This is a genomic window from Priestia sp. FW507-14D1A, assembly GCF_058781295.1.
The window spans coordinates 16,793-40,154 of record NZ_JBYSWQ010000010.1; the positions used below are offsets into that span (position 1 = coordinate 16,793).

The window sequence follows — 23,362 nt, forward strand, 5'->3', positions numbered from 1 at the left end:
GAAAATATTATAATTCTCTTGGAAACAATGCATAAATTTATCGGCTTTAACGTAGCAGAAAAGCCTACTTGGTCTTATGCAAGTAGGTTTTTTATGTCCATTGTGAATAAAGTTAGATAGATAATGAGAGAAATTTCTTTCTGTTTAGTTGGTGAGAAAAATACTTAAGGTGGTCAAAATCCTGTTGAGAAATAGTTGATTGTTGATTCAAAGTGTTTTTTACATCTACTAATATACATAGGTCGTGTAACTCATGATCAGTGAAGATACCTTGCAGAAGATTTAATCGGAATAATAAAGGGAGATTATCGGAGAGTTGAGTTCCACCTTCAACGAAAAAAATTTGTCGCCATAAATGTCCATAATGTGTGGTCATTTCTTTTTCTATTATACTAGCAAGTGTTATTTCAATATCAAACAGTAAGACATACGATTCAAATAAGAGCTCTTTCTTCATTCACATGCCTCCCTTTATAAGATTTTAAAAACATTCGAACTACAGCTACCATCGAGCTCAAGCTAAATTAGATTATGGAGTATAGAAACCCCTTTTATAACAAATACTTTGTTGCTTATCTTCTACATCCATCCCTTTTCAGTTGTTTGCCTGTGACATAATATCTGAAAACACCTCTCTTTCAAACAAATTGTCCACATGGAGAACTTAGAATTAACTATATGTAGTAGCTTGATCATAAGATCCACTTCTCCTAAAATGTCAGTCTCACCTAATTCTTAAAATAGCACATTTCGGTACTATTTACCTCCATTTTGTTACTTACCTTTACATATAACATGACTTTTTTCACCTTTATAAGTTAAAATATTCAAATTTATTTGTATTAACAAATGGTTTCATGTAGTAAAATTAATTTTGCTATAAATGAACAATACAAATAAAAATACATTTATTAAAAGGGGATAAAACAATGAAAAGTCGTGTTATCAAGATTGTTTCTTCGCTCGCTATAGGAATAGGGATTGCCGCATCTCCAGCTTCAGCCTACGCAGCAACACCTAAAACCATGAAAGTACACTACATTGATGTAGGTCAAGGGGATAGTATCGGGCGGCAGATGATGTCGTTATAATAATGTGCTAAATATAGCACCCCGAGAAATGGTTAACATTTTCTCCTTGGGACAGTACAGTGTCTGGGACCTAATCCCTCCCCTACAATGAGAATTACCTCTTATTGTACGGGTCAGCTTGGAGGGTAAGAAACGGGGAAGTGAGCCGAAAGGATTGTAGGCAACAGGCAACTCTGTATGGTGAAAAGGAACCTATGGTTAACGGGTCATTCGTGAAGTTGAGATGAGTGAGGAAATTACGCCGCCTATGGACGAAGAATCCTTGACAAGTCCATTTTATCCACTGCTTTTGTGTACACAATGCGGAAGCAGACGTCCGTAGATGCTGGACTAGTGAAATAACGCTGTATACGGGATTTCGCGGATAAACACAGACACAGATTGTGTAATCATTTGAAGGCAGCCTAAAGGTTCCTATTACGTATTATAACGATAACCTGCAAAGGGCTAAGAATTGAGGATGGTTGAATATCCTACGACGTTCTTAGTTCCGAAAGACACATCGGATTAGTCCGCGACTGGTAAAAGGAAACCCAAAAATTTCTTTGAAAGTGTTATCAAAACACGAGGGAATAACCCAGTTACACTTACATTGAAGAATGTAAGACAGTCCCTACGCGGTAACGCGAGTAATCCACTGTTCTTGATGGATTGTAGGGTCTGCTGGCGAAAGATGTGAGGTTAATCCTAAGCAATAACTGACGTTAGATTAGGAGGCGAAGCCCCATGTTTCAAGCTACGGAAAGAATTGCTTATTTATCCAAGGTGGCACAAGAAAAACCTGAATTGAGATTTAAAGATCTTTACAACATCATTAAAAGGCCTGAATTCCTCTTGTACGCCTATCACCGAATTGCGAGAAACAAAGGTTCAAAAACAGCAGGAATTGACAAAATTACTCGTAATGAGTTGGAGGGGAAACTAGAACGTACAATTCAAGGGTTGTCGCAGGAATTACACGACCTGAATTATACCCCATTAGGGGTTAGAAGGGTAGAAATACCTAAAAGCAATGGTGGTAAACGACCTCTAGGAATACCTGCACTCAAAGATAGAATTGTTCAATCGGCTGTCAAACTTTTACTAGAGGCTATCTATGAATCTAAGTTCTCTGACTCATCTCACGGTTTTAGACCGAAAAGAAGCTGTCAAACAGCTATCAATTATATCACCGTAAAGAAATATGACTGGGTTATCGAGGGAGACATAAAAGGATGCTTCGATAATATAAAGCATGGCAAACTACTTGAAATACTCAGGTACCGCATTGCGGACGAAAAACTCATAAACCTAATCAATAAATTTCTTAAAAGTGGATACCAATTGGGTTATGGCATTGATGGAAAGTTACCGGTGTTCGCAACCAAACAGGGAGCCCCACAAGGTGGAATAGTAAGTCCAATTCTTGCAAATATATACCTAAATGAGTTCGACAAGTATATGGAATCCAAGTTGAGGAATTTTCCTGAGGACGAGTATAAACTTAGAAGTAGTGAATATCTTTACTACACAAACAGACTAACCGTAATCAGGAAAGCTATTCAAACCAATAAATTCCCTCTCACAATAAGTGACAGGAATTTAGATGAAGAGTCTAATAATACAGGTTTAACCCTCATTGATAATAGCTTAGAGCTGGAAAATATATTACATAAAGCCCTGGAAGAACGAAAGAAATATTCCTCCAAGGAAAATGAATATAAGGCTCTAAACTCTAGAATCTTCTACCTAAGGAAATACCTGAAAGAGGATAAGTACCCAGTACGAATCTTCGCTAATGGTAGACCCAAAGGCAACAAGATGAAAATCAATAACAGGGAAGAAGCCGTGAAGAAGATCCGAGAATTAAAGAAGGATAGAAAGAAAAGCAATTATTACGACAAAGAGAAATACTTTCAAACAAAAACTTTAGGATATATTAGATATGCCGATGATTTCGTTATTCTTATGGGCAACTACAATAAGAAAGAAGCCGTTAAACTCAAGGCAGAAATCTCAGAGTGGTTTACAGAATCGTTAAACCTTACTTTAAGTGAGGAAAAGACGAAAATCACTCATTCAACAAAGGGTTTCACTTTCTTAGGATATGACATAATTAAACGCCCAAACGAAAAAGATGGAATTGGATACAAAGACACGTTCTCGCGGATATATGTTCCTAACAGTCGAATAAAGAGAGCGAAAGAAAGAATCGACTTTTTGCTCAGAGCACACTTTAACAGCCCACCAAGTGATCTGATAATAAACCTTAACAGATTCACAAGTGGGTGGAGTAACTACTATAAGATAGCCAACAACTGGCATAACATAGCAAGTAAACTCTACAGTTACTTGTACTGGAAAGTGTTGCATTGGTTTGGAAGGAAATATAAATGCAGTATCCCAGAGGTATGTAGGAACCACGTAAAGAGTATCGTTGTCGACAGAAAAAACTGGAAGCGAATCGTGGATTATGTAGAAGATAAACCAATTATTCTAAAACAGTTTAGAGACTACAAATACACAACTCCTTATGAAGTTGCTACAAAGATAATGAATTCCAATTCAGATATATCAGGGTACCAAGGAACAGGCGAAAATTATGATATGTTGACCGCACGCATAATATGGAGTGGAGGATCACCTACACACCGTATACAACTGGAGGAAACCCAAGGTGCTATATGCTACGAATGCGGTGATAAAGAAGGACCATTTGAAGTCCACCACATTAGAAAAGTCAACAGAAACAGGAAGAAAAAAGTCCTGGACATAATCAAAGCAAGTAACGATATCCCTAAGATGTTACTCTGCATTCCTTGTCACAATAAAGTACCTACCACTTGAGAACAATTTGGGTAAAAGAGATTAATCGTGAGCCGTATGCTTCGAAAGTTGCTCGTACGGTTCTAACGGGGGCTTGGGAAAAACACAACTCGGTTGTGCGTTCTCATTCTACCCATTTATATTAAAGCTCCTAATGGTGAGGACATCGTTATTGATGGTGGAAACAAAGGTAAAGGAAATGCAGTTGTAAGTTATTTAAAGAAACAAAAAGTCGATGATATAGAAGTGTTAATTTCTACTCATCCTGATGCTGATCACATTGGTGGGTTAGATGAAGTCATTAATGCATTCAAAGTAGAAAATGTTTATGCGCCTAAAGTAAGTAATACCACTCAAGCGTACAAAGATTTTCTAAATGCAGTTAAGAAGAAAAAGTTAAAGATTCAAACAGCACAAGCAGGTGTAAAGCTACCTGTTAAAGATGTAAACGCTCAAATTGTGGGGCCTACCAAGACTTATGCTAATAGCGATTTAAATGACTGGAGTGCTGTTGTACACATGGCTTATAAGAAGAATACATTTTTATTTACAGGCGATGCTGAAACAAAAGCAGAAGCAGACATGATTAAGGCAAAGAAAACACTACGTGCAGATGTACTTAAAGTTGGCCATCATGGTGCAAAAACGTCTACAAGTAAGAATTTCTTAGATGCCGTAAAACCTAAGTATGCTGTTATTAGCGTTGGCAAAAATAGCTATGGACACCCTACTTCTCAAGTTGTAAACCTACTAAAGAATTCTAAAGCAAGTATTCTGCGAACAGACCAAAGTGGTACGATTATAATTACAGGTGATGGATCATCTTATTCTGTTAAAAAATCGAGGTAATTATGAAAAAAATAAAAGGTATTATTGATCGATTTGAAGAGGGATTTGCTGTTGTTGAAATTGAAGGAGAGACAAAGGACTACCCTAAAGATATTTTCCCTAGGGATACCCAAGTTGGAGACGTCGTTTATATTACGGGCGATAAAGTTGAGGTTGATAAAAGCGAAACAAAAAAATTGGCAAAAGAAATTGAAGATTTAATGAATGAGGTTTGGGAAGATTAAACTCCCTTACTGGTTGTATACAAAGCTATTACCATGCGAGTCAAAAAGCCGAGAGTTACCTTTTCGGCTTTTTTGTTACAATGTATTACGGGACTGTTTATTTACATAAAACGAAGTATGAGAACAAATAACCGGTAGAAGTTTTCATTTTAACAGTTACTTTAAATATTTCAAAAATAAAATTTACTACTTTTGAATATTTGATTTTGAAGGATTTGTATCATTTAACAAAAAGCAACCATTAGAATCTAAAATCAAATGGTTACTTTAAAAAGAACAAAATATAAGGATTCTAGGGACAAAAATTTGATATTAAGAACGAAGTATAAGCCTATATTATTATATTCTTTAATAGTCATATAGGTAACTTGCCTATACGAATAAAATTCCAATTCTCGAGAACACTATCCAAGATGATTCATATTATCATCTCGCCATAATCCATGAAGAAACTCCTGAACAGGAACCAGGAGTTTCTTCTATTTTTTGACTGCATATCACATACAAACCTAATTATTATAGTAGACTTCATTAGCAACAAGCCTTGAAATTCATTTCGTATAGACAACAATTACGACCTTTAATGTACAAAACAAATTCGCTATATAATGGTTGTATTGTATAACCTCTACAACTTTTGAACAAACTGTTGAAGATACCCGAAGTATCATTTTTAATGCAATATCTTGATACTTAGAAGAAAAGCTCCCTACCACATGGGGAGTTTTTTCTTTACTATACTCCATACGCTATTCATTTTTAGTTCACATAATATAAACCAGGAAGCATAAGTTACAAAATACATTCATTATAATATATAAAACAAGATACTGTAATTATTTTCCTAACTATGATTTAAATCAAGGTAAACATTGCCAACGCCACCATCGACGAAAGATCATATATTTTCACTCCTATATATTTATACTTTTAAAATATGTACAAGGAGTAAAAAGGGTCATTTTAAAATTAGAGACTTTCATATATTAATGCACCATATCAAAAAAGCCCTGGACTATTACGAATAAAGGTTTATATGATGAGCAAACTACACAAGACGCCGTGAGGCATCTACTACTACAAAACCATATTTGCTATTCCAAACAGAACAACCTACTGTATAGAAGCAGTAGGTTGTTCTGTTTTTAAGCTGTATATCGTATACAAGCTTAGTTAACATAATGTACCTGTCCGGTACACACGAAAAAAAGAACTCCTTGTGACTCAAGGAGTTTAGAAAAGGTTACTATTATGAATTGTGCAGCTTTTTATACATCCTTGATATGAAAGGCTTTCCTTGAAGGATAAGTTAGGAAAGAATGCATAAAAGTGCACCTTTTATACATATGCCCTTCCATGTAAAAATAGTCTTTTGGAAAATTACGATATGACTTATTGTGAAACAAATTTCATATTAAGTTTCCTTTATAAGCTAGCTGACATGACGACCCAAGTTAGCTTTTTTATTTGGATCTTATAGTGAATATTATAAAACTAGATTTGTATACGGTTTACAACCTAAATAAAGAAAAGCTACTGTGGTGCTGTTCATTATGAATCGATAGTTTTTCTATTTGTTCTTTGTAAGAAATACGTTTTAAAACACACATTTGGACAGCCATTATCTTTGGGCCAATACTACATAAATCCCTCTTCATATTTTAATTAGGTAGAAAGAGTACTAAAATCAATTTAGCTATATAATAACGAATAGTGTATAACAAAGAATTCGTTTTTTATTGTTTTCTTTATCCTAATGTTTATAATTAAAACCTACAAAACAACTTATTATATACGAAAACGTTCTATACGTCCTAGTTTATTAAGATAAAAAGGATTATTAATCTTAAAAACAGGAACGTCTAAGAATGATATAAATTAATAAGGTGAGATGAAGAGGAAAGAATAAATCATAAGTATATATACTAAAAGACATAGTAGTGGGAGATTTTTATGAAATACGCACAAATTTTTATTGATAATCGAATTCGAAATGCCACGTTGATTGTATTGCTTATTTGTATGAGTATAGCTTGGCTTTTTGATAGCGATTATTGGTACAATATAGCTGTTCTTATGGTTTCAGTATCTTTTATCTTACGTGGTATAAATGATTATATCGTAGGAAAGAACAAAGCGCGAGGAATTGTTATTATACTATTGAGTGTTCTTTTCACTCTATATAATTTACTAAGAATCTTTTTTTTATGATGAAAATAAGATTCTTACACTTGCATGGAACGAGGAGTTTGTATGTTTAAGAAAATAGTAAAATGTTATGATTACAAATTTATTGTAGCCCTAACTGTTCTAAGTCTTATCGGCTTAGTCATGGTCTACAGTGCTAGTATGGTAACGGCGGTTAGTCGTTACGGTGTAGAAGGGGATTATTTTTATCAAAAGCAAAAACTTGCTCTGATAGCAGGCTTTTTCTTTTTCTGTGTTGCTGCCTTTATTCCTTATAAAATTTATCGAGAGAAAAAAGTATTAAAAATTTTATTAATAACAGTGATTACACTCCTTGCCCTGGTCCTTATTTTTGGACATACGGCAGGAAATGCACAAAGCTGGCTTATCCTAGGCCCGATTAGAATACAACCATTAGAATTTACGAAACTAACGATCATTGTATATTTATCGGCTGTTTTTGCCAATAAACAAGAGTATATCAATGATCTAAAGCGCTCTGTTATTCCACCTACCCTTGTTGTATTGTTTATTTGTTTCTTAATTGCTTTACAACCCGATTACGGTGGTATTTTACTTATTTTAGGTACAGTCTCAGCCATTGTTTTATGTTCAGGTATCTCGAAGAAATCAATGCTAAAGATTGCCTTACTGGGAGTAGTAGGCATACTTATTATGCTAGTCGTTTTGTTAGTGACGGGACATATAGACACTGTGTTTTCGCCTGTTCGTTTAGCTCGTTTTACTGGCTATCTACATCCTTTTGAGAACCAACAAGGAAATGGGTACCAACTGGTTAATTCCTACTTGGCAATAGGGAGTGGTGGACTATCGGGCATGGGATTAGGACAAAGTGTTCAAAAGGCAGGTTATCTGCCTGAATCCCACACAGATTTTATTATGGCAATTATTGCGGAGGAACTAGGTTTTTGGGGAGTACTTCTTGTATTAGGACTATTATTTTTTATTATCCTTCAAGGGTTAAAAATAGCAAGAAGATCTAATGATCCTTTTGGAGCACTACTAGCTATCGGTATTTCCGTTATGATAGGTATTCAAGCATTTGTTAACCTTGGAGCAGTAACGGGAATTCTTCCTATTACAGGTGTAACGTTACCTTTTGTAAGTTATGGTGGTTCTTCTCTTACCTTGCTTATGTTTGCTGTAGGAGTACTAGCGAATATATCCATGTTTAATAAATTTGAAAAGAAATACAAACACAAAGTAACAGATCCAAGGAAACTGAAAAGTATCTAATGATTTGTATGAGTGACATTTCTATAAAAATTATTGAGGATAAAATAAAAGTACAAACAAAAGACACTGGTTAAGAGCCAGTGTCTTTTGTTTATGGAAGGAGGTTAAGTTTGTAGTATTGCTAAGGGAATTCAAAGGTCTATTAGAACGCCTCTTATGTATCATTTATATACTTTTCTAAAAATTTTTATGTAGGAGATAAAAATTATCCCCTTCGGAAAAAATGCAAGGCGCTATAAACGATCCATAGAAAACAGGCCATCATAACTTGTTTTTCTAGGCAAAGAATAATTGTCCATAGTATCACTAAAGTTAAAATAGGAATAGATAACTTCCTTATTATTCACACCTTTCCTTTCTTCATTATTATCCTATCTATATTCATGAAAACATGGTAGCTTGCCTTTTTTGTGCAAAAAAAAGACGCCTATTAGGGCGCCTATATCCAACGAAATAGTTTGGAAAAGGGAAAAGTGTTTACTTTAAGAATGAACATGATCTTATTTAATCATTACCCTTTTTAAAAAGAACAAAACATACATTATAGGTAACACAAATAAGCTGCTTAAATTCTCTATTCCGTTTATTGATCCTCTGGATTTACCTCGAGACTTTCAACTTCATCATTCTTCTTTACTTCTAATCGCACAACTTTGTTTTTACTATCTCCAGGCAAATTGTCGTCGTCTTGTTCAAAGTCTTTAGATTTTTTATAAGTCTTTTTTCCACTAGACACTTCTACTGTTACATCATTATCGGTTTCATTAATTAATTTTCCAATTATGCTGTAATCTCCATCAGCATCTTTTTCGTATATACCATTTGAATCTGCTTTTGCTTGAGGAGTTAACTCTAGACTTTCTGCATTGTTATTTTTAGCATCAATCTCTACGTTTACTTGTTTTCCACCAATATCCTTAGGTGTATCTTTTTCTTTTTTAAACGACTTGCTCTTAGGTATCTTCACTTTTTTACCATCGATAACAAGTGTCAACTCATCGTTCGTTTCTTTGTCTAGCGTCCCTATTAAATCAAAATCTTCACCTTGCTGTTTACTATCCGGATCTTTGGAGTACTGTTGCAAATTTGATTTATTTTCAGAAGAGCTATTTTTACTTTGTGATGTATTTTGCGATGAATCATTTTGATTAGAGCATCCTACAAGAGACCCTGTAGCTAAAGTGCCGGCTAATGAAATACAAAGCACTACCATTTTTTTATTCATATAGTTTATTTCTCCTTTTTCTCTGTTTTTGTTTATATTACCTATTTTTTTAAAAACCAAACGAAATTACTATTCTAAAATTGGAGAAGTTATATAGCATAGTCACAAGAATAATCGTAATTATTCTTGTGTTAACTACTATCTTTGTATGAAATCTTGATGGCACCAAATTGACATTAATTAGTTAGACATTCTGTTCTCTCCCTTATAATGACCTGTATATAGCATTATAACTATGAGCCAAAACGCACTAATAAGGTATCCACCTAAAATATCGCTTGGATGGTGTACACCTAGATAAATACGACTAAATCCCATTGCTAAGATAAGAATGATTGCTAGTAAGGAAAATAGAACCTTTATTTTATTGCTCTTTAAATGTGTCCTTAACAGAAATAGAAGTATACCGTAAAGAACAAAGGAATTCATAGCATGTTGACTAGGAAAGCTATGTTTATCCACCTCTACTAAATGAGATCCATCTGGTCGTGAACGGCTAAATAAATACTTTAAACCCTCGCTAAGCAGTCTTTCTCCTATCATGGCAACAATGAATAGGACAGAGGCAAAACAACGTTTGGTTACAAAATAAAGGTAAAATAAAATTGCAAGACAGATTCCAATAACAAAGTAAGTTGATCCAATAAAATCAAAAAATTTCATTATAGGCGTTAAGTAAGAAGATCGTTTATGATGGATAAGAGATGATAACCATTTGTCAAATTCACTAAACTTGCCCATTTCAACTAAGATACCAGTACAAACAAAGCTAATTAGCAGTAACAGTCCAAGAACATATAATTTTAACTTTACTAACATCTTCATATTGAAATCCCCAGTTCTATATAAGTAATGTTATTATTTACATGTACTTCACAAATATACAATTTAGCTCCCTCAGAACCCTATTTTTCTTTCACTAAAAATGCGGTAATTATGGAGAGGCTAAAAGTGTTTATGATATTCAAAAGAAGTATTAGCAAAGTTACACAAGTGATTTTGCTAATATTTACACTTTAATAAATATTATATATAGAATTAGTGTTAAAATAATGAAAGTTCCATTCTCTAGGATTACCGTTCATATAGATGGTCATTCTAATGTAAGCAAATTCTTTAACATAATGAACTATACTTTGGAAAGGAGGAAAATAGATGGAGTCCATATGGATCGAATACGCTTGGGCGTTGTTAATTCTAATTGGTTTAGAAGGTTTATTATCGGCTGACAATGCTCTTGTACTAGCAGTCATAGCTAAACATCTACCGGATAATGAGAAGAAAAAAGCAATTAATTATGGAATTCTTATGGCATTTATTTTTCGATTTGGTGCTCTTTTCGCTATTTCATTTATCGCTAATGTATGGTGGATACAGGCAGTCGGAGCAGCTTATCTCCTGTATCTAGGTTTAAAACATGTCCTTAAGGCTCGGTTTGGAAAACATAATGAAAATGTTCATCATGAAGATGAAAAAGAGCCTATTGCAAAAGGATTCTGGCCTACAGTAGGAAAAATTGCATTAGCTGATCTTGCTTTTGCGATTGATTCCATTTTAGCTGCGGTAGCTATAGCCCTTGGCCTTCCAGATTCACAGTTTGGTGAAATTGGTGGTATGGATGGGGGACAATTTGCAGTTGTAGTTTTGGGAGGAATCGCAGGTCTTATATTGATTAAGTTTGCAGCGACCTGGTTTGTAAAACTCCTCGAAAAGCGTCCTGCCTTAGAAACTACAGCATATGCCATTGTTGCTTGGGTGGGTGTCAAACTTGCTGTTATTACACTTGCTCATAAGGATATAGGTGTCTTAGACCCTCATTTTCCCCATAGTACTATTTGGACATTAATCTTCTATGGAGTATTAGTTGGTATTGCTCTATTTGGTTGGTTTGCACCGAGCAATAAGCCTTTACAAAAGCCTTCAGCTTAAAAAAGGGAATTAGACGGCCTTGTAAGATTTACAGGGCTTTCCTTTACATATGAAGAAATTTTAGATAAATTAAGTAGCTTGTAAAATCATACGTTTGTGGTTAACATAAAATAATTTTTTGATACATATGAAAAAACAATGATTTAAGAGACAAAAGATTAGTAAAGGGGTTTTTTCTTATCTATGCATGTTTTTATGCATTCGTGTAGATTTAACGTTCTTTAAGCAAGTGAGAATGGGATTAATGTATACGATAAGCACCTTCTATATCGCTGCTTACAGTGGGAAAGATAGTATTTGTGGTGTTCTACCTTTCATTATAGAGTTGCCTCCAAAAACAACCTTTTTCTTATGACAGATTGAAGTTGCTTTTTGACATGAAAATAAAAACTATTCAGTTGCAGTGACCTTTTCTAATTGGTTTAACAATTGATCAATGAACCGACTGATTGCAAGGGTACCTTTACTAGTAAATCCCTCTTCTAAACCTATTTGAACCATAAGCTCCCTTGCCGCCTCTATATCTACAAGTAAAGCTCTTCTTAAAGCATTGTTGTATCTATATCTTTGCATCACTCAATCACCTGCTTCTCTAAGTTGTTATCTTTTTATTTAACAATAACGAAGATTTCACGACATAACAACATTTTCTTCCTGTAAAATCCAGATAAACTCTTATAATACCCCTTTTAGGGTCTGAATAGTTCATTTTTAATACCTAATACATGTTACAATACGTTTTGTAGATGCGAATGAAAATTCCATTTCTTATTTCATAGTCAAGAGAAGCCCTCATAATTTGAGGGCTTTTCTTGTTTTTAATCTGATGATAGTCAATTTCCAAAGAAGACTGTTAGATTACAACCTAATTTTTCAAGATCATTTATAAAAAATCACCTCCTAACTATTATTTAAGAGGCATATTTTTTGTATCAAGGCTACCATTTTTACCTAAGGCAATTTTTATAGCATAAAGAAACATTTGTTGGGTAAACTGATAACAAATATGATTATAATGAGAGTGTATACGTATGAGTTATTTTTATGGTGCTACCTTTTTATTTTTTGGTTTATTTCTAATAAACCTATTATTTTCGTATCAAAGCAAGCATATTGATCCAGCCTTTTGGACGACTTTAAAGTATCAACTTTTTGCCTTCCCACTGTTTTTAATAGCCAATATGCTCATCGGATACGGCATCAAATTTGGTTTTAAAGCAATTCAGAATCTAACATTTGTTTTAGTTACATCTAAAGGAATAGAAATAATCATTTCAATCTTGATGGGGTATCTATTTTTCAAAGAGGTTCCTACTTGGAAAACAGCATTGGGTTTTTTCATTATGATTGCAGGGATTATTATTTCGAAATTAAAGTAGAAGCTTTAACGGTTTCGAAAATTCTATTGGTAAACTTAAAATAATAAAAAATCTTATGTTTGGAGAATGTTGTAGTAAAGCTTTAGTTAACCTAATTACTCTTTTGGACCATAGAAAAAAACCCTCTTTTTCAGCAGCTCACGCGCAAGAGGGGAAGAGAGATTGCTCTCATGAGGTATGCAGGTTTTTTATAAATGACGAACATACTAATGATTATTTGTTAAAGAACTGCTTAACAACCAAGCTTTATATGCTTATGCTCCGGCAGTAAAACCTACTCTTTATAGCAAGAATATGTTACGCTTTATTTTCAGTTATAGATTTTTTAAAAGGGTACCTCCTTCTCCAATGCCAGTAGAACGAGGTACCCTTTTCTCATTTAACTACTAAAGAAACTTCCACTCTTTCTTTTCCTCTTATAATGATGATGTCCATAACTTCCGTGATGACCACCTCTTTTCCTATGATCATCACTACTGCTATAACTCTTAAAAGGCTTTGATCTTCCTCTTTTATAATCACTGCTACTGTAACGCTTATGCTTATTATTCATTAGTGAATCAAACAGTTTCTTGAACATGATTTAACCACTCCTCATAGTCATTTTAAATCTATAAAAAACAAAAAGCGCTTTTATCCTTTTAGTAGATAAAAGCGCTTGATGTACAAACACAGACTTCACCTAACTAAAAAAGTAGGCAAAGGTCTTGCTAACAATTGAAATTGCCAACAAAGCCGGAAACATTTTGTTTCGTAGTGACGACTTTTGTTGTACAGCTACTCCCCTTTGGAGTATTAAGTTTGTTCAATGGTAACGCAAACCAATTCTATAAGTCAATTAATAACTAATTAATTATGACTTTACTAAAAAGTATTCGTATTGTTTATCTTCATCGTGCTAGATGACTGAATATTGAACGTTTTTCCAAATTAGTTTAGATATAAGATATATGTCCTTTTTAATCTAGCATATAAATTTTATAGTCGTTCTATTATAAGGCGTGTAATATTTAAAACCTTTTTAATAAAATAAATTCTATTTATATAAATAGATATATATTGGTTTTAATCTTTATTATATAAGATAGTATAGTGATTAATTCCACTATAAGTGTTAAATCCCCAAGAGGGCATTAGTCTCAATATCTTTAAATATCAACAGTTCTCAATTCTTATGGCAAGGCTCTTCACTTAAAAACTTGTTAGTTCCTTTGAGTGCAATAATTTTTTGTTTAATCTAGGAGTGTACATGACCAGAAAGACAGACCTTCCAATAGTATAGATAACAAAAGCTAGCCAAAGTCCATGATTATGCCATATAGGAGTGATTATAAGCTGAATGATTACAAATAAAATTGTGGCGTAAATCATAGAGTTTCGAACTGGTGCAATTTCAGTTGCTCCTGTAAAAACGCCATATATGACAAGTCCAAAACAAGCAGCGAACGGATAGACAATAAGCCATGATCCGTATTGTAGTGAAATTTCAATAACATTAGGTAGATTTGTAAAAAGCCTAATAATAGGTTCTTGAAAAATCGTATATAAGCTAGATATAATGAAAGCTGTTATTAGCGACCACTGTCTAGATAAAGTAAGAGTTTTCTTATATAACTCTTTGTCATTGGATCCTATTGATTTACCAACAAGAATACTTGAGGCATTGGCAAAACCATCGAAAAGATAAGCCATTATGTAGTGAATTTGAAATAATACAGCATTCGCAGCTAGAAATTCTGTACCGAACGAAGCACCTTTTGCTGTAAACATATTAATAACAATTAGTAAACAAATAGTCCGAATAAATAAATCTTTGTTAACATTAAACATCTTTTTCATAGAATGTGTATCCAGGAGCGACTGAACTGAGGGCAACTTCCATTCAAACGGAGAAGCTTTCCAAACAATAAATACACCTAATACAAAGGCTGAAAATTCTGCAATTAAGGTAGCCGTAGCAACTCCTTGTACGCCAAAAGAAAAAACATGAACAAAAAGAATAGCTAAAAGCATATTTAAAACATTTGTTAGTATCTGTAAACATAAAGCTTGTTTAATCTTAGCCATCCCCATTAACCAACCAAGAATAACGTAGTTCATCAATGTAAAGGGTGCTCCCCATATTCTAATTCTGAAATATTCTACGGCAAACCTACTTACATCAGCATCGGGAGAGATTAATAGAAGGGCAGCGTGTTCAATTGGCCATTGTAAAGAAATAAAAAGGATCCCTACTGTTACAGCTAATAAAAACGGACGGCATAAAGCAAGGACTCCTTGATCTGGATCGCTTGCTCCATTTGCTTGTGCAGCGAAGGCGGATGTACTAACACGTAAAAAGCCAAATAACCAATATAATGTATTAAAAATAAGCGTTCCTACTGCAACTCCTCCAATGTAAGCTGGAGCTGGAAGTTGTCCAATAACAGCAGTATCTACGGCACCTAGTAAGGGAGTCGTCATAGTTGAGATTGTTAGAGGAATTGCTAAAGTAAGATATGCACGATGATTCATCCAATTACCCTCTTTCTACATGGTAAAAATAAAAACAACAGCCTCGATTATGTTAGTGAAATCGAGGCTTTGCTATACATATATATGTTATTAAATTAAAGCGTACCATTTCTTGTTCCAATTGAACGAAAACGTGGATGCTCTGCAAGCATAGAACTTCTCATTTCCTTTACTATAGGGTTTTCTGAAGTAAAGAAAGCATCTTTTGAATGGAAATGCTCAATTAATTCTCCTTTTTCTAATACACCTAATGTATCGCTAATAGTATAGGCAGCTTTAATATCATGGGTAATAAAAAAATACGATAACCCAAAGTCTTCTTTTAATTCTCTTAATAGTTCTAAAATTAGGGTTTGAGTAACCATATCTAGACTACTTACAGATTCATCTAAAACAATGAGCTTTGGTTTAAGAGCAATGGCCCTTGCAATATTAACCCTCTGCAATTGGCCACCACTAAATTGATGTGGATATTTTTTTAAGTCTTTTTCACAGAGCCCTACTTTCTCTAATAATTCAATTACAGCTCTTTTTTGTTCGCTTAACGTTAGCTTTTCATAGTTTTCTAACGGTTCTGCAATGATACGTTCTGCTGTCATTCTGGGATTGACTGCTGAGTGTGAATCTTGAAAAACAACTTGAAGATCACGCCGAAGTTTCTGACGAGTATGTTTATCCGCATTGTAGATATCATGTCCTTGAAAGAGAATCTGGCCGTATTGTGGTTTTTGCAAACCAAGAAGTACTTTTCCTAAAGTGCTCTTACCGGCTCCACTTGTACCAAGTATCCCAAAACATGTACCTTCTTCAATAGAGAAGGTGATATCAGAAAGTACTTTTCTAGAACGATTTTTCCATTTAAAAAATGTTCTGTTTTCGTAGCTATGAGTGACTTCATTTACTTGTAATAAACTCACTTGTTCACCTCTTATAAAAATGCTTATCATATATCAAATTAAGTTGATAACAGGTTCATCTAAATATAGTGTTGGCCTTGCATTCAGTAATTTCTTCGTATACTCATGCTTAGGATTATCAAATAGTTGAAAAACATCTGCTGTTTCAACTATTTGCCCATGTTGCATGACTGCTACTTCATCAGCCAGTTCAGCAATAACTCCTAAGTCATGAGATATCAACAAAATCGCCGAACCATAATCAGAACGAACTTTGTCCAAATGACGCAGTACTTTCTTCTGATTATTGACGTCTAATGCAGTTGTGGGTTCATCAGCAATAATAATAGCTGGACGGAGGCTTGCTGCAATAGCGATCATTACTCGTTGAAGCATCCCCCCACTCAGTTGAAAAGGATAGTATTTCAAAAGCTTGTTAGGTTCAGGTAAATTCACTTGTTTCATTGACTCAATGGCAAGCTCTGTCGCTTGTTTTTTATTCCAATTCGTATGAGAGCGAATAGTTTCAACAAATTGGTGTCCAATAGTAAAAACGGGCGTAAAAGCATTCATTGGATTTTGCATGATAAAGGCTATATCCTTACCACGAATTTTACGCATTTCCTTTTCAGCTAAACCGTTTAACTCTTGTCCCTTTAGCATTATGCTTCCTTCAATTATTGTTTCTTTACGATTAAGAAGCTGAAGAATAGACATACTCGTAATAGTTTTACCACAACCACTTTCACCAATAAGACCGAGAACCTTTCCAGGCTTTAGTTCAAAATTTATATCTTTAACAAGATCTGTAATACCATTTTTGGTTTTTAATTGAACATGTAAATCTCTAACTTGTAACACTTTTGACTCTTCTGTTCCCAACTTTTTTCATTCCTTTTCAAAATCGACGTTTGACACCGTAACGTTCTGATAGCGCTTCGCCTAATAGATTGAATGTAACAATGATAAGCATAATAGACAAACCCGGATAAAGCATGAGTTCTGGATTTGTTCGAATATACGATTTTCCTTCGTGAATCATTGCTCCCCATTCAGGTGTAGGAGACTGGACGCCTAATCCGAGAAAAGACATAGCCGATATATCCATGATAGCCCATCCCATTTCCAACGTACCCATTACGACAAGTGGAGGTAGCACATTTGGGATAATATGATTTTTGATGACTTTCCATTGCGATGATCCACTGATCTTTGCAGCAGAGATAAAGTTCTGTTCTTTCAAACTAAGAACCATCCCTCGGAACATTCTTGCGTAATAAACCCATTGCACAAGCATCAAAGCTAATATAACTTGCGGCAGTCCAGGTCCAAATATGCCAACTAACCCTAGTACAAGGATTAGGCTTGGGAAAGCCATAACACCGTCGCAAAATCTCATTAAAACATGGTCAACCCAACCACCTTTATAACCTGAAAAAGTACCAATGAGTAAACCAATTGCTAATGATGAAATGAAGATAAGCATAGCAAAACCTAGTGAGATACGTGCTCCATATAAAATACGCGATAGGTTGCATCTTCCTAAATGGTCGGTACCTAATGGATAATTCCAGCTTGGAGACTGCAATTTATAAGTCAAATTGACAGCGATTGGATCGTGTGGCGCAATCCAAGGAGCTACTATAGCAATGATAAAAAGAACACCTAATATTGTTGAACATATAGGAATTACTCTTTGATTTTTAAATCTCATACGTATACTTGTTATCATCAATGCTGTCCTTCTTTCCTTGAAATACGCGGATCTATATACATTTGAATTATATCTACTAGTAAGTTGCTCAAAATAAATAAAATAGCTGCTATTAGTACATAGCATTGAATAACAGGAATATCACGATTAAAGATAGCTTCAATGAAATAACGACCAAATCCAGGCCAAGAAAAAACCGATTCAACGATAATTGTACCTGTAAGTAATTTTCCAAGGTTCATTCCAAGTCCAGTTATCATTGGAGAAATGGCAATTCTAAGAACATGCTTTGTCATAATTGTTTTTTCCTTCAGCCCTCTAGTCCGAGCAAACAGTACATAGGGCTCTTGTAAGTTTTCAAGAACACTTGAACGTAATAGCCTTGTATACATTGCTATTAAAGGTAGGGCTAATGTAATAGAAGGCAGTACGAGATGCTGCCATGTCCCAATTCCCTCAACTGGAAAAAGATTAAGCTTAACAGAAAAGAAAAAAACCAAGATATAGCCCAGCCAAAAAGTTGGAATAGATGCACCAAAAAAGGAGAGTAGTCGACTAAAATGATCGATAGCGCCTCCTTTCTTTACTCCCGCCAAAAAACCAAGAGGCACGCTGATGAGCACGGCTATTAATATACTTGCTAGAGCTAGTTGGATAGTGGCTGGTATTCGATATATGACCTCATCCCATACTGGTTTATTTGAAACGTAAGATATGCCAAAGTCAAGTTGGCATATCTTCAAAATAGAGTTTGCATATTGAACAAGAAATGGTTGATCTAAACCAAACTCATGTCTTTTTTGAGCTAAAATCTCATCAGTCTGTTGGATGTGTGCTGCTGTTAGATAAGCTTCAGCTGGATCCACCGATGAGAGGTGAACCATTCCAGTCGTGAAAAGTGCGGCCAAAAGAAAAACTGGAATAATGGACATAATTCGTTTTAGTATATAATTGCCCATGAAAACCTCCTGCTAGCTACTGTTTGATGCTAATTCCTGTGAATGGATTTTCATCACGATTAGCAGGGAATTTAAAATCTTTTACATTCTTTTGATAAATGGCTGTTTTCTTCATATATGAAATAGGAATAATAGCTCCTTGGTCTTGTATTGACTTTAAAATAGACGAATAGAACTGTTGGCGCTCTTTTTCATCTGTTGTTTGAGGAACCTTCGCCATTTGTTTAATTAACTCATCTTTATTTGGATATGCTGAAATAGCTTCATTAAACCCATACCCTTCTGATGCAACAATATTTAAAAATGTATGAGGATCATAAGGAGCACCAAAATTACTATAGAAATTAATATCAAATTTATTATCTTTAAATCTTTGAACTTGGTCTGGTAGTTCAACTCCCTCAATGTTTAATTTAACCCCAATTGCCGCCCATTCAGATTGAAGAGTTTCGGCCATTGATTTTTGAATTGATTCTGCTGAATCATACATTAGGTCAATTTTAAGTAACTTTCCATCTTTTTCACGAACTGTTTTTCCTTTAGGAAGTTTCCACCCGGCTTTGTCTAATAGAGCCTTTGCTTTTTCTACATTATACTTTACCAACTTCACATCTATATCTTTCGTGTAAGGTAAATTTGTAGGTAAGATATGGTTTGCTTCCTCTTCTAAACCAGAAGTCACTCCTTTAACCAACTCTTCTTTATTAAAGCCATAATGTAGGGCTTGGCGTACACGTTCATCTGAAAGCTGTTCTGTTTTTGTATTCATAACAAGCTGTCTTGTAGCAATTGGTTCAGAAACCCTAGTTTCATATTTTCCAGTGGACTTTAGCTGCTTAAACGTGTCTAGACTGACAACTCCTTCTCCATAAATCATGTCCAAGTCACCTTTTTCAAATGCGAGTACTCTCGTTTCTGCATCTGGAATAACTTTAACTTTGATTTTTTCTACTTTTGGAATTTCTCCCCAATAATTTTCATTTCTTTTATAAATAGCATATTCGTCTGTTTTATAATCTTCTAAAATCCAGGGACCTGTACCTACCGGTTTGACGATACCCTTTGAAGTATCACCATCTTTAGGAAAACCAGCTTTTCCTAAGAAACGAACTGGTCGAACTACAGCTAGTTCCTGAATTGTTGGGTAATATGGTTCAGTCAATGTTAATTTGAAAGTATTTTTATCCACTACTTCTGTTTGAGCTATTTTTGTAATGAAACCCAACCAACTATGTAATTCTTTATTATTCAAAATAGTGTCAAAATTCTTCTTAACAATTTCTGCATTAAAGTCTGTTCCATCAGAGAATTTCACACCTTTACGCAAATGAAAAGTATATACTTTACCGTCCTCAGAGATTTCCCATGACGTAGCTAGGTTTGGTTTTATTTTACCACCATCTTGATAGCTTACTAATGGCTCATATACCATAGATTGAGCAAATAATTGTGAAGGATTGTAGACATGTGGATTCATTTCTCCTACATCTCTCGGCCAAGCAATTGTCAGCATGTTATCATGCTTGCCTTTCGATGTTGATTCCGCATTATTAGCGTTAGAACAACCAACCAATAATGTCGACAAAATTAAAATAGATAAAATAAATAACTTAATATTCAGAATACTGTTCCTCTTCGACATAACGATGTCTCCTCCTCGGTGTTGATAATCATTTTCAATTGTAAGCAGGATCCGTATTCTTGTCAATGTAATATTAAAGTCTTTATTTCATTATTGTACGAACTTGTCAAAATAACGTTTTAATGAAGTTCTATAAATAAAATTCAGAATAAAAATAAAGAAAAATAACCTTTTAAATAGATTTTTTTAAAACATATAATTTACATTAATTTAATTAGTTATACTATTTATTCTAAATATGAACAAGTTCGTATTTGTCGTCAGTTAGTATAAATGGTAAAACCTTAATAATAACTGAAATACTTTAGTATTTACTCAGATGATAGAACAACTTAAATAAGGTTATTTTATAAAAAACGTTCACAATATTTATTTTTAGATTTATGTGTATATGAATCTACAAATCTGGCCAGACTACTAACGTGTTCCCCTTTTCCAATAAATTTGAAAATCCTTTGCCTGATGGGCAAGGGATTATTTTTTAAGTTAATTTACTTTTATTGGTTGTTAACCTGAATAAAAGGGAACTACACATATTAATAGCACACAAAGGAGATATGCATTGGAAACAAATTACGGGTACTATACTGGATCTCTGTTCGTGAGGGAATTAGAACGTTTAAAAGGAGAATATATTCAACTTGATCTCGACGATATGAAAGTAATGATGAGGGAAGACATTTTACTTCTAGAAAAAGCAATGGATATGTTGTGTAAGAATAAAGTGTATTAAATTGAGCAAACTACTCGAGAAGTCTTTTAGGACTCCACTTACAACCTAATATTTATCAGTAGAAAAAGCCATCTTCCCCAAAGATGGCTTTTTCGCCTTTTAGTTAACATAAAACGGATTCCAGGAACCAAAAGCTTTATCGAAGCAATGTGCAAACCATCCAAATATGGTAACATTGTAATTTATAGAAATTATAGAAATTTTAAGGATGGTATTATGGGTACATTTAGTCCAACAGGATTGCTATTATTCTTAATAATTATTGGTTTAATAGGATTCCTGGCTTTTTTTTTTGTTAAAAAACTAAAAAATAAATAACAAAAAGGGCCTACTATACTAAAACAGTAGGTTCTTTTTGTTATTAGTTAAGATCTAAAAACTTAGTTACCATAATATGCGTTCTAGGCACTCTTAACAAAAAAATGAAGCTCACCTAACAAAATTGTAAGCCCATCTTACATTATTGTTAGGTGAGCTTTATTAAATCTCGTATTATAATTAGTTGTAGAAAATATTTACAATTAACTAAAGGGATGAAATATATTGAAGGTAAAAAAAGATAATCAACCTATTATTATGTTTGATGGTATATGTAACGTATGTAATCATTGGGTCCAATTTGTGATAAAAAGAGATCCTAAAGGCATATTTAAATTTTTGTCTCTTCAATCAGATTTAGCACGTTCATTGATAATAAATCACAATCCGAATAATACGCAATTGGATTCCATTATCTTAATTGATAAAGGTCAAATATATACGGAATCTACAGCAATCTTACATATCATGAATAAGCTTACCGGACCTATAAGGTTTTTCATTCTCTTTTGGATAATACCTAAAAAAATCCGAGATAGAGCGTACCGTTTTATTGCAAAGAATCGATATCGATTCTTCGGGAAAAAAGAGAGTTGTCTCGTCCCTAGCAAAGAAATACAAAATAGGTTTATTAAAACGAAAATAGAAAGTGGGAAAATCAATGAATAGAAGTACATTTCTAAAAAAGCTTAGAATGACAATTATCACTACATTTAGATGGTCTTTAGCATTAACTTTCTTGATTTACGGCATTTCCAAAATCTATCCAGGCCAGTTCTCTACTGGCGACTTTATATATGACTCGACAAAGGACTCAGCAATGCAATTGGCTTGGCACTTCTTTGGATATTCGGATACATATAATCTTTTTATTGCTTTTGGAGAAATAACAGCAGCCTTATTATTAGTGATTCCAAAGACAGCAACTTTAGGAAACATTATTTATTTACCTATCACAGTAAATATTACTATTCTTGATTTTTGTTTTGAGATACCAGCTCGTTCTGTTACCACGTTGTTAACCTTTATGAGTATAGCTTTACTTTTCTTTGAATATAAAAAATTAAAAAGAGTCTTTTTTGACTCTCCAGTAACAGCTGAAACGTCTATCCAAACAGAACTAATGAAAAAGAAGGTGAACATACAATGATTGTGCTACCCATTATATTGGTCAGTTTGGGGATTTCTTCTTTTTACTATTTCATTCTTAAAAAAGAAGCTTGAGATGAATACAATATACAAATCCAGTTAACATAATCACCATTCTAGGAACCAATTTATTTCAGGAGAAAGGAAGCATTTTATGGTCCAATATAATAGTAAGTGCATAGAGTTAGTTTATAGATAGAGTAAAATCGTTTGAGTGTCTTAGACTGCGCTTTTTTATATCTCAATTTTTTAAGAATACTTTTGAAATTGAGATATAAAAAATTTAAATTTATATTAAAACCCACAATTTTGCCTGTCTACTCATAGAAATAAAAAGAAACTATACAGCAGCAGGTGATCATTAGATGTTTATAAAATATATGCTCTTCTTTATATGTTGGAACGTGGCTTAGTCGCGTATATTTTTCATCAACTGAATGGGAGATCTAAAGTTGTATCAAAAATTGAAGTAGAACGTAATGAGAATCACT

20 protein-coding genes and 1 pseudogene are annotated in these 23,362 nt (G+C 33.8%); 10 read left to right on the forward strand and 11 right to left on the reverse strand.

Translation table 11 applies throughout. The features are described 5' to 3' along the window. Positions 1-112: 112 nt before the first annotated feature. A complete protein-coding gene (locus AC3WJG_RS23795; protein WP_264388380.1) occupies positions 113-457 on the reverse strand; it encodes a hypothetical protein in 345 nt (114 codons plus the stop codon). Positions 458-929: 472 nt separating this feature from the next. Between AC3WJG_RS23795 and AC3WJG_RS23800 the strand changes: the two genes are divergently transcribed. The 5 genes and pseudogenes from AC3WJG_RS23800 (at position 930) to ftsW (ending at position 8,413) form a co-directional block, all read left to right on the forward strand. Beyond that, positions 930-1,091: a hypothetical protein gene (locus tag AC3WJG_RS23800; RefSeq protein ID WP_264388381.1), complete on the forward strand. Its 162-nt coding sequence runs from the start codon at positions 930-932 to the stop codon at positions 1,089-1,091. 726 nt (positions 1,092-1,817) lie between these two features. Continuing rightward, positions 1,818-3,917: a reverse transcriptase domain-containing protein gene (locus AC3WJG_RS23805; RefSeq protein WP_264388382.1), complete on the forward strand. Its 2,100-nt coding sequence runs from the start codon at positions 1,818-1,820 to the stop codon at positions 3,915-3,917. Positions 3,918-4,031: 114 nt separating this feature from the next. Then, a pseudogene (locus AC3WJG_RS23810) lies at positions 4,032-4,745 on the forward strand (ComEC/Rec2 family competence protein); the annotation flags it as partial. A 2-nt stretch (positions 4,746-4,747) separates the two neighbouring features. Then, entirely contained in the window at positions 4,748-4,969 is a 222-nt protein-coding gene (locus AC3WJG_RS23815; RefSeq protein ID WP_264388335.1) for a DUF3006 domain-containing protein, read from the forward strand. 2,253 nt (positions 4,970-7,222) lie between these two features. Then, positions 7,223-8,413: a putative lipid II flippase FtsW gene (gene ftsW, locus AC3WJG_RS23820; protein ID WP_264388336.1), complete on the forward strand. Its 1,191-nt coding sequence runs from the start codon at positions 7,223-7,225 to the stop codon at positions 8,411-8,413. Positions 8,414-8,996: 583 nt separating this feature from the next. Here ftsW and AC3WJG_RS23825 read toward each other — a convergent pair. Together AC3WJG_RS23825 and AC3WJG_RS23830 are read right to left on the reverse strand one after the other, a co-directional pair. Then, positions 8,997-9,638, reverse strand: coding sequence for a hypothetical protein (locus tag AC3WJG_RS23825; RefSeq protein WP_264388337.1), 642 nt, complete (start codon positions 9,636-9,638; stop codon positions 8,997-8,999). Between the two features lie 180 nt (positions 9,639-9,818). Next, positions 9,819-10,463 carry a phosphatase PAP2 family protein gene (locus tag AC3WJG_RS23830; RefSeq protein WP_264388338.1) on the reverse strand — a complete coding sequence of 215 codons (645 nt, stop codon included), beginning with the start codon at positions 10,461-10,463 and terminating at the stop codon, positions 9,819-9,821. Positions 10,464-10,793: 330 nt separating this feature from the next. Between AC3WJG_RS23830 and AC3WJG_RS23835 the strand changes: the two genes are divergently transcribed. Beyond that, entirely contained in the window at positions 10,794-11,567 is a 774-nt protein-coding gene (locus AC3WJG_RS23835; protein ID WP_264388339.1) for a TerC family protein, read from the forward strand. Between the two features lie 390 nt (positions 11,568-11,957). Here the strand turns inward: AC3WJG_RS23835 and AC3WJG_RS23840 are convergent, their stop codons facing one another. Further along, a complete protein-coding gene (locus AC3WJG_RS23840; protein WP_264388340.1) occupies positions 11,958-12,140 on the reverse strand; it encodes an aspartyl-phosphate phosphatase Spo0E family protein in 183 nt (60 codons plus the stop codon). A 458-nt stretch (positions 12,141-12,598) separates the two neighbouring features. Between AC3WJG_RS23840 and AC3WJG_RS23845 the strand changes: the two genes are divergently transcribed. Then, positions 12,599-12,946: a hypothetical protein gene (locus AC3WJG_RS23845; RefSeq protein WP_264388341.1), complete on the forward strand. Its 348-nt coding sequence runs from the start codon at positions 12,599-12,601 to the stop codon at positions 12,944-12,946. Between the two features lie 379 nt (positions 12,947-13,325). Here the strand turns inward: AC3WJG_RS23845 and AC3WJG_RS23850 are convergent, their stop codons facing one another. The 7 genes from AC3WJG_RS23850 to nikA form a co-directional block, all read right to left on the reverse strand. Next, complete coding sequence (locus AC3WJG_RS23850; RefSeq protein WP_264388342.1) at positions 13,326-13,526, reverse strand: hypothetical protein; 201 nt, start codon at positions 13,524-13,526, stop codon at positions 13,326-13,328. 611 nt (positions 13,527-14,137) lie between these two features. Next, positions 14,138-15,460 (reverse strand): MATE family efflux transporter, encoded by a 1,323-nt coding sequence (locus AC3WJG_RS23855; protein WP_492588658.1) that lies wholly within the window; start codon positions 15,458-15,460, stop codon positions 14,138-14,140. 95 nt (positions 15,461-15,555) lie between these two features. Then, positions 15,556-16,377: a nickel import ATP-binding protein NikE gene (gene nikE, locus AC3WJG_RS23860; RefSeq protein WP_264388344.1), complete on the reverse strand. Its 822-nt coding sequence runs from the start codon at positions 16,375-16,377 to the stop codon at positions 15,556-15,558. A 33-nt stretch (positions 16,378-16,410) separates the two neighbouring features. Continuing rightward, entirely contained in the window at positions 16,411-17,238 is an 828-nt protein-coding gene (gene nikD, locus AC3WJG_RS23865; RefSeq protein WP_264388345.1) for a nickel import ATP-binding protein NikD, read from the reverse strand. 16 nt (positions 17,239-17,254) lie between these two features. Further along, on the reverse strand, positions 17,255-18,088 hold the full coding sequence (gene nikC, locus AC3WJG_RS23870; protein WP_264388346.1) for a nickel ABC transporter permease subunit NikC: 834 nt from the start codon (positions 18,086-18,088) through the stop codon (positions 17,255-17,257). Further along, entirely contained in the window at positions 18,088-19,029 is a 942-nt protein-coding gene (gene nikB, locus AC3WJG_RS23875) for a nickel ABC transporter permease subunit NikB (protein WP_047751943.1), read from the reverse strand. The genes nikC and nikB overlap by 1 nt, the downstream gene beginning before the upstream one ends. Positions 19,030-19,045: 16 nt before the next feature. After that, positions 19,046-20,671, reverse strand: coding sequence for a nickel ABC transporter substrate-binding protein (gene nikA, locus AC3WJG_RS23880; RefSeq protein ID WP_047751942.1), 1,626 nt, complete (start codon positions 20,669-20,671; stop codon positions 19,046-19,048). 562 nt (positions 20,672-21,233) lie between these two features. Here nikA and AC3WJG_RS23885 point away from each other — a divergent pair. The 3 genes from AC3WJG_RS23885 (at position 21,234) to AC3WJG_RS23895 (ending at position 22,872) form a co-directional block, all read left to right on the forward strand. After that, complete coding sequence (locus AC3WJG_RS23885) at positions 21,234-21,404, forward strand: hypothetical protein (RefSeq protein ID WP_264388348.1); 171 nt, start codon at positions 21,234-21,236, stop codon at positions 21,402-21,404. A 576-nt stretch (positions 21,405-21,980) separates the two neighbouring features. Next, positions 21,981-22,391 carry a thiol-disulfide oxidoreductase DCC family protein gene (locus tag AC3WJG_RS23890; RefSeq protein WP_264388383.1) on the forward strand — a complete coding sequence of 137 codons (411 nt, stop codon included), beginning with the start codon at positions 21,981-21,983 and terminating at the stop codon, positions 22,389-22,391. Further along, complete coding sequence (locus tag AC3WJG_RS23895; protein ID WP_264388349.1) at positions 22,384-22,872, forward strand: hypothetical protein; 489 nt, start codon at positions 22,384-22,386, stop codon at positions 22,870-22,872. The genes AC3WJG_RS23890 and AC3WJG_RS23895 overlap by 8 nt, the downstream gene beginning before the upstream one ends. Positions 22,873-23,362 lie beyond the last annotated feature (490 nt).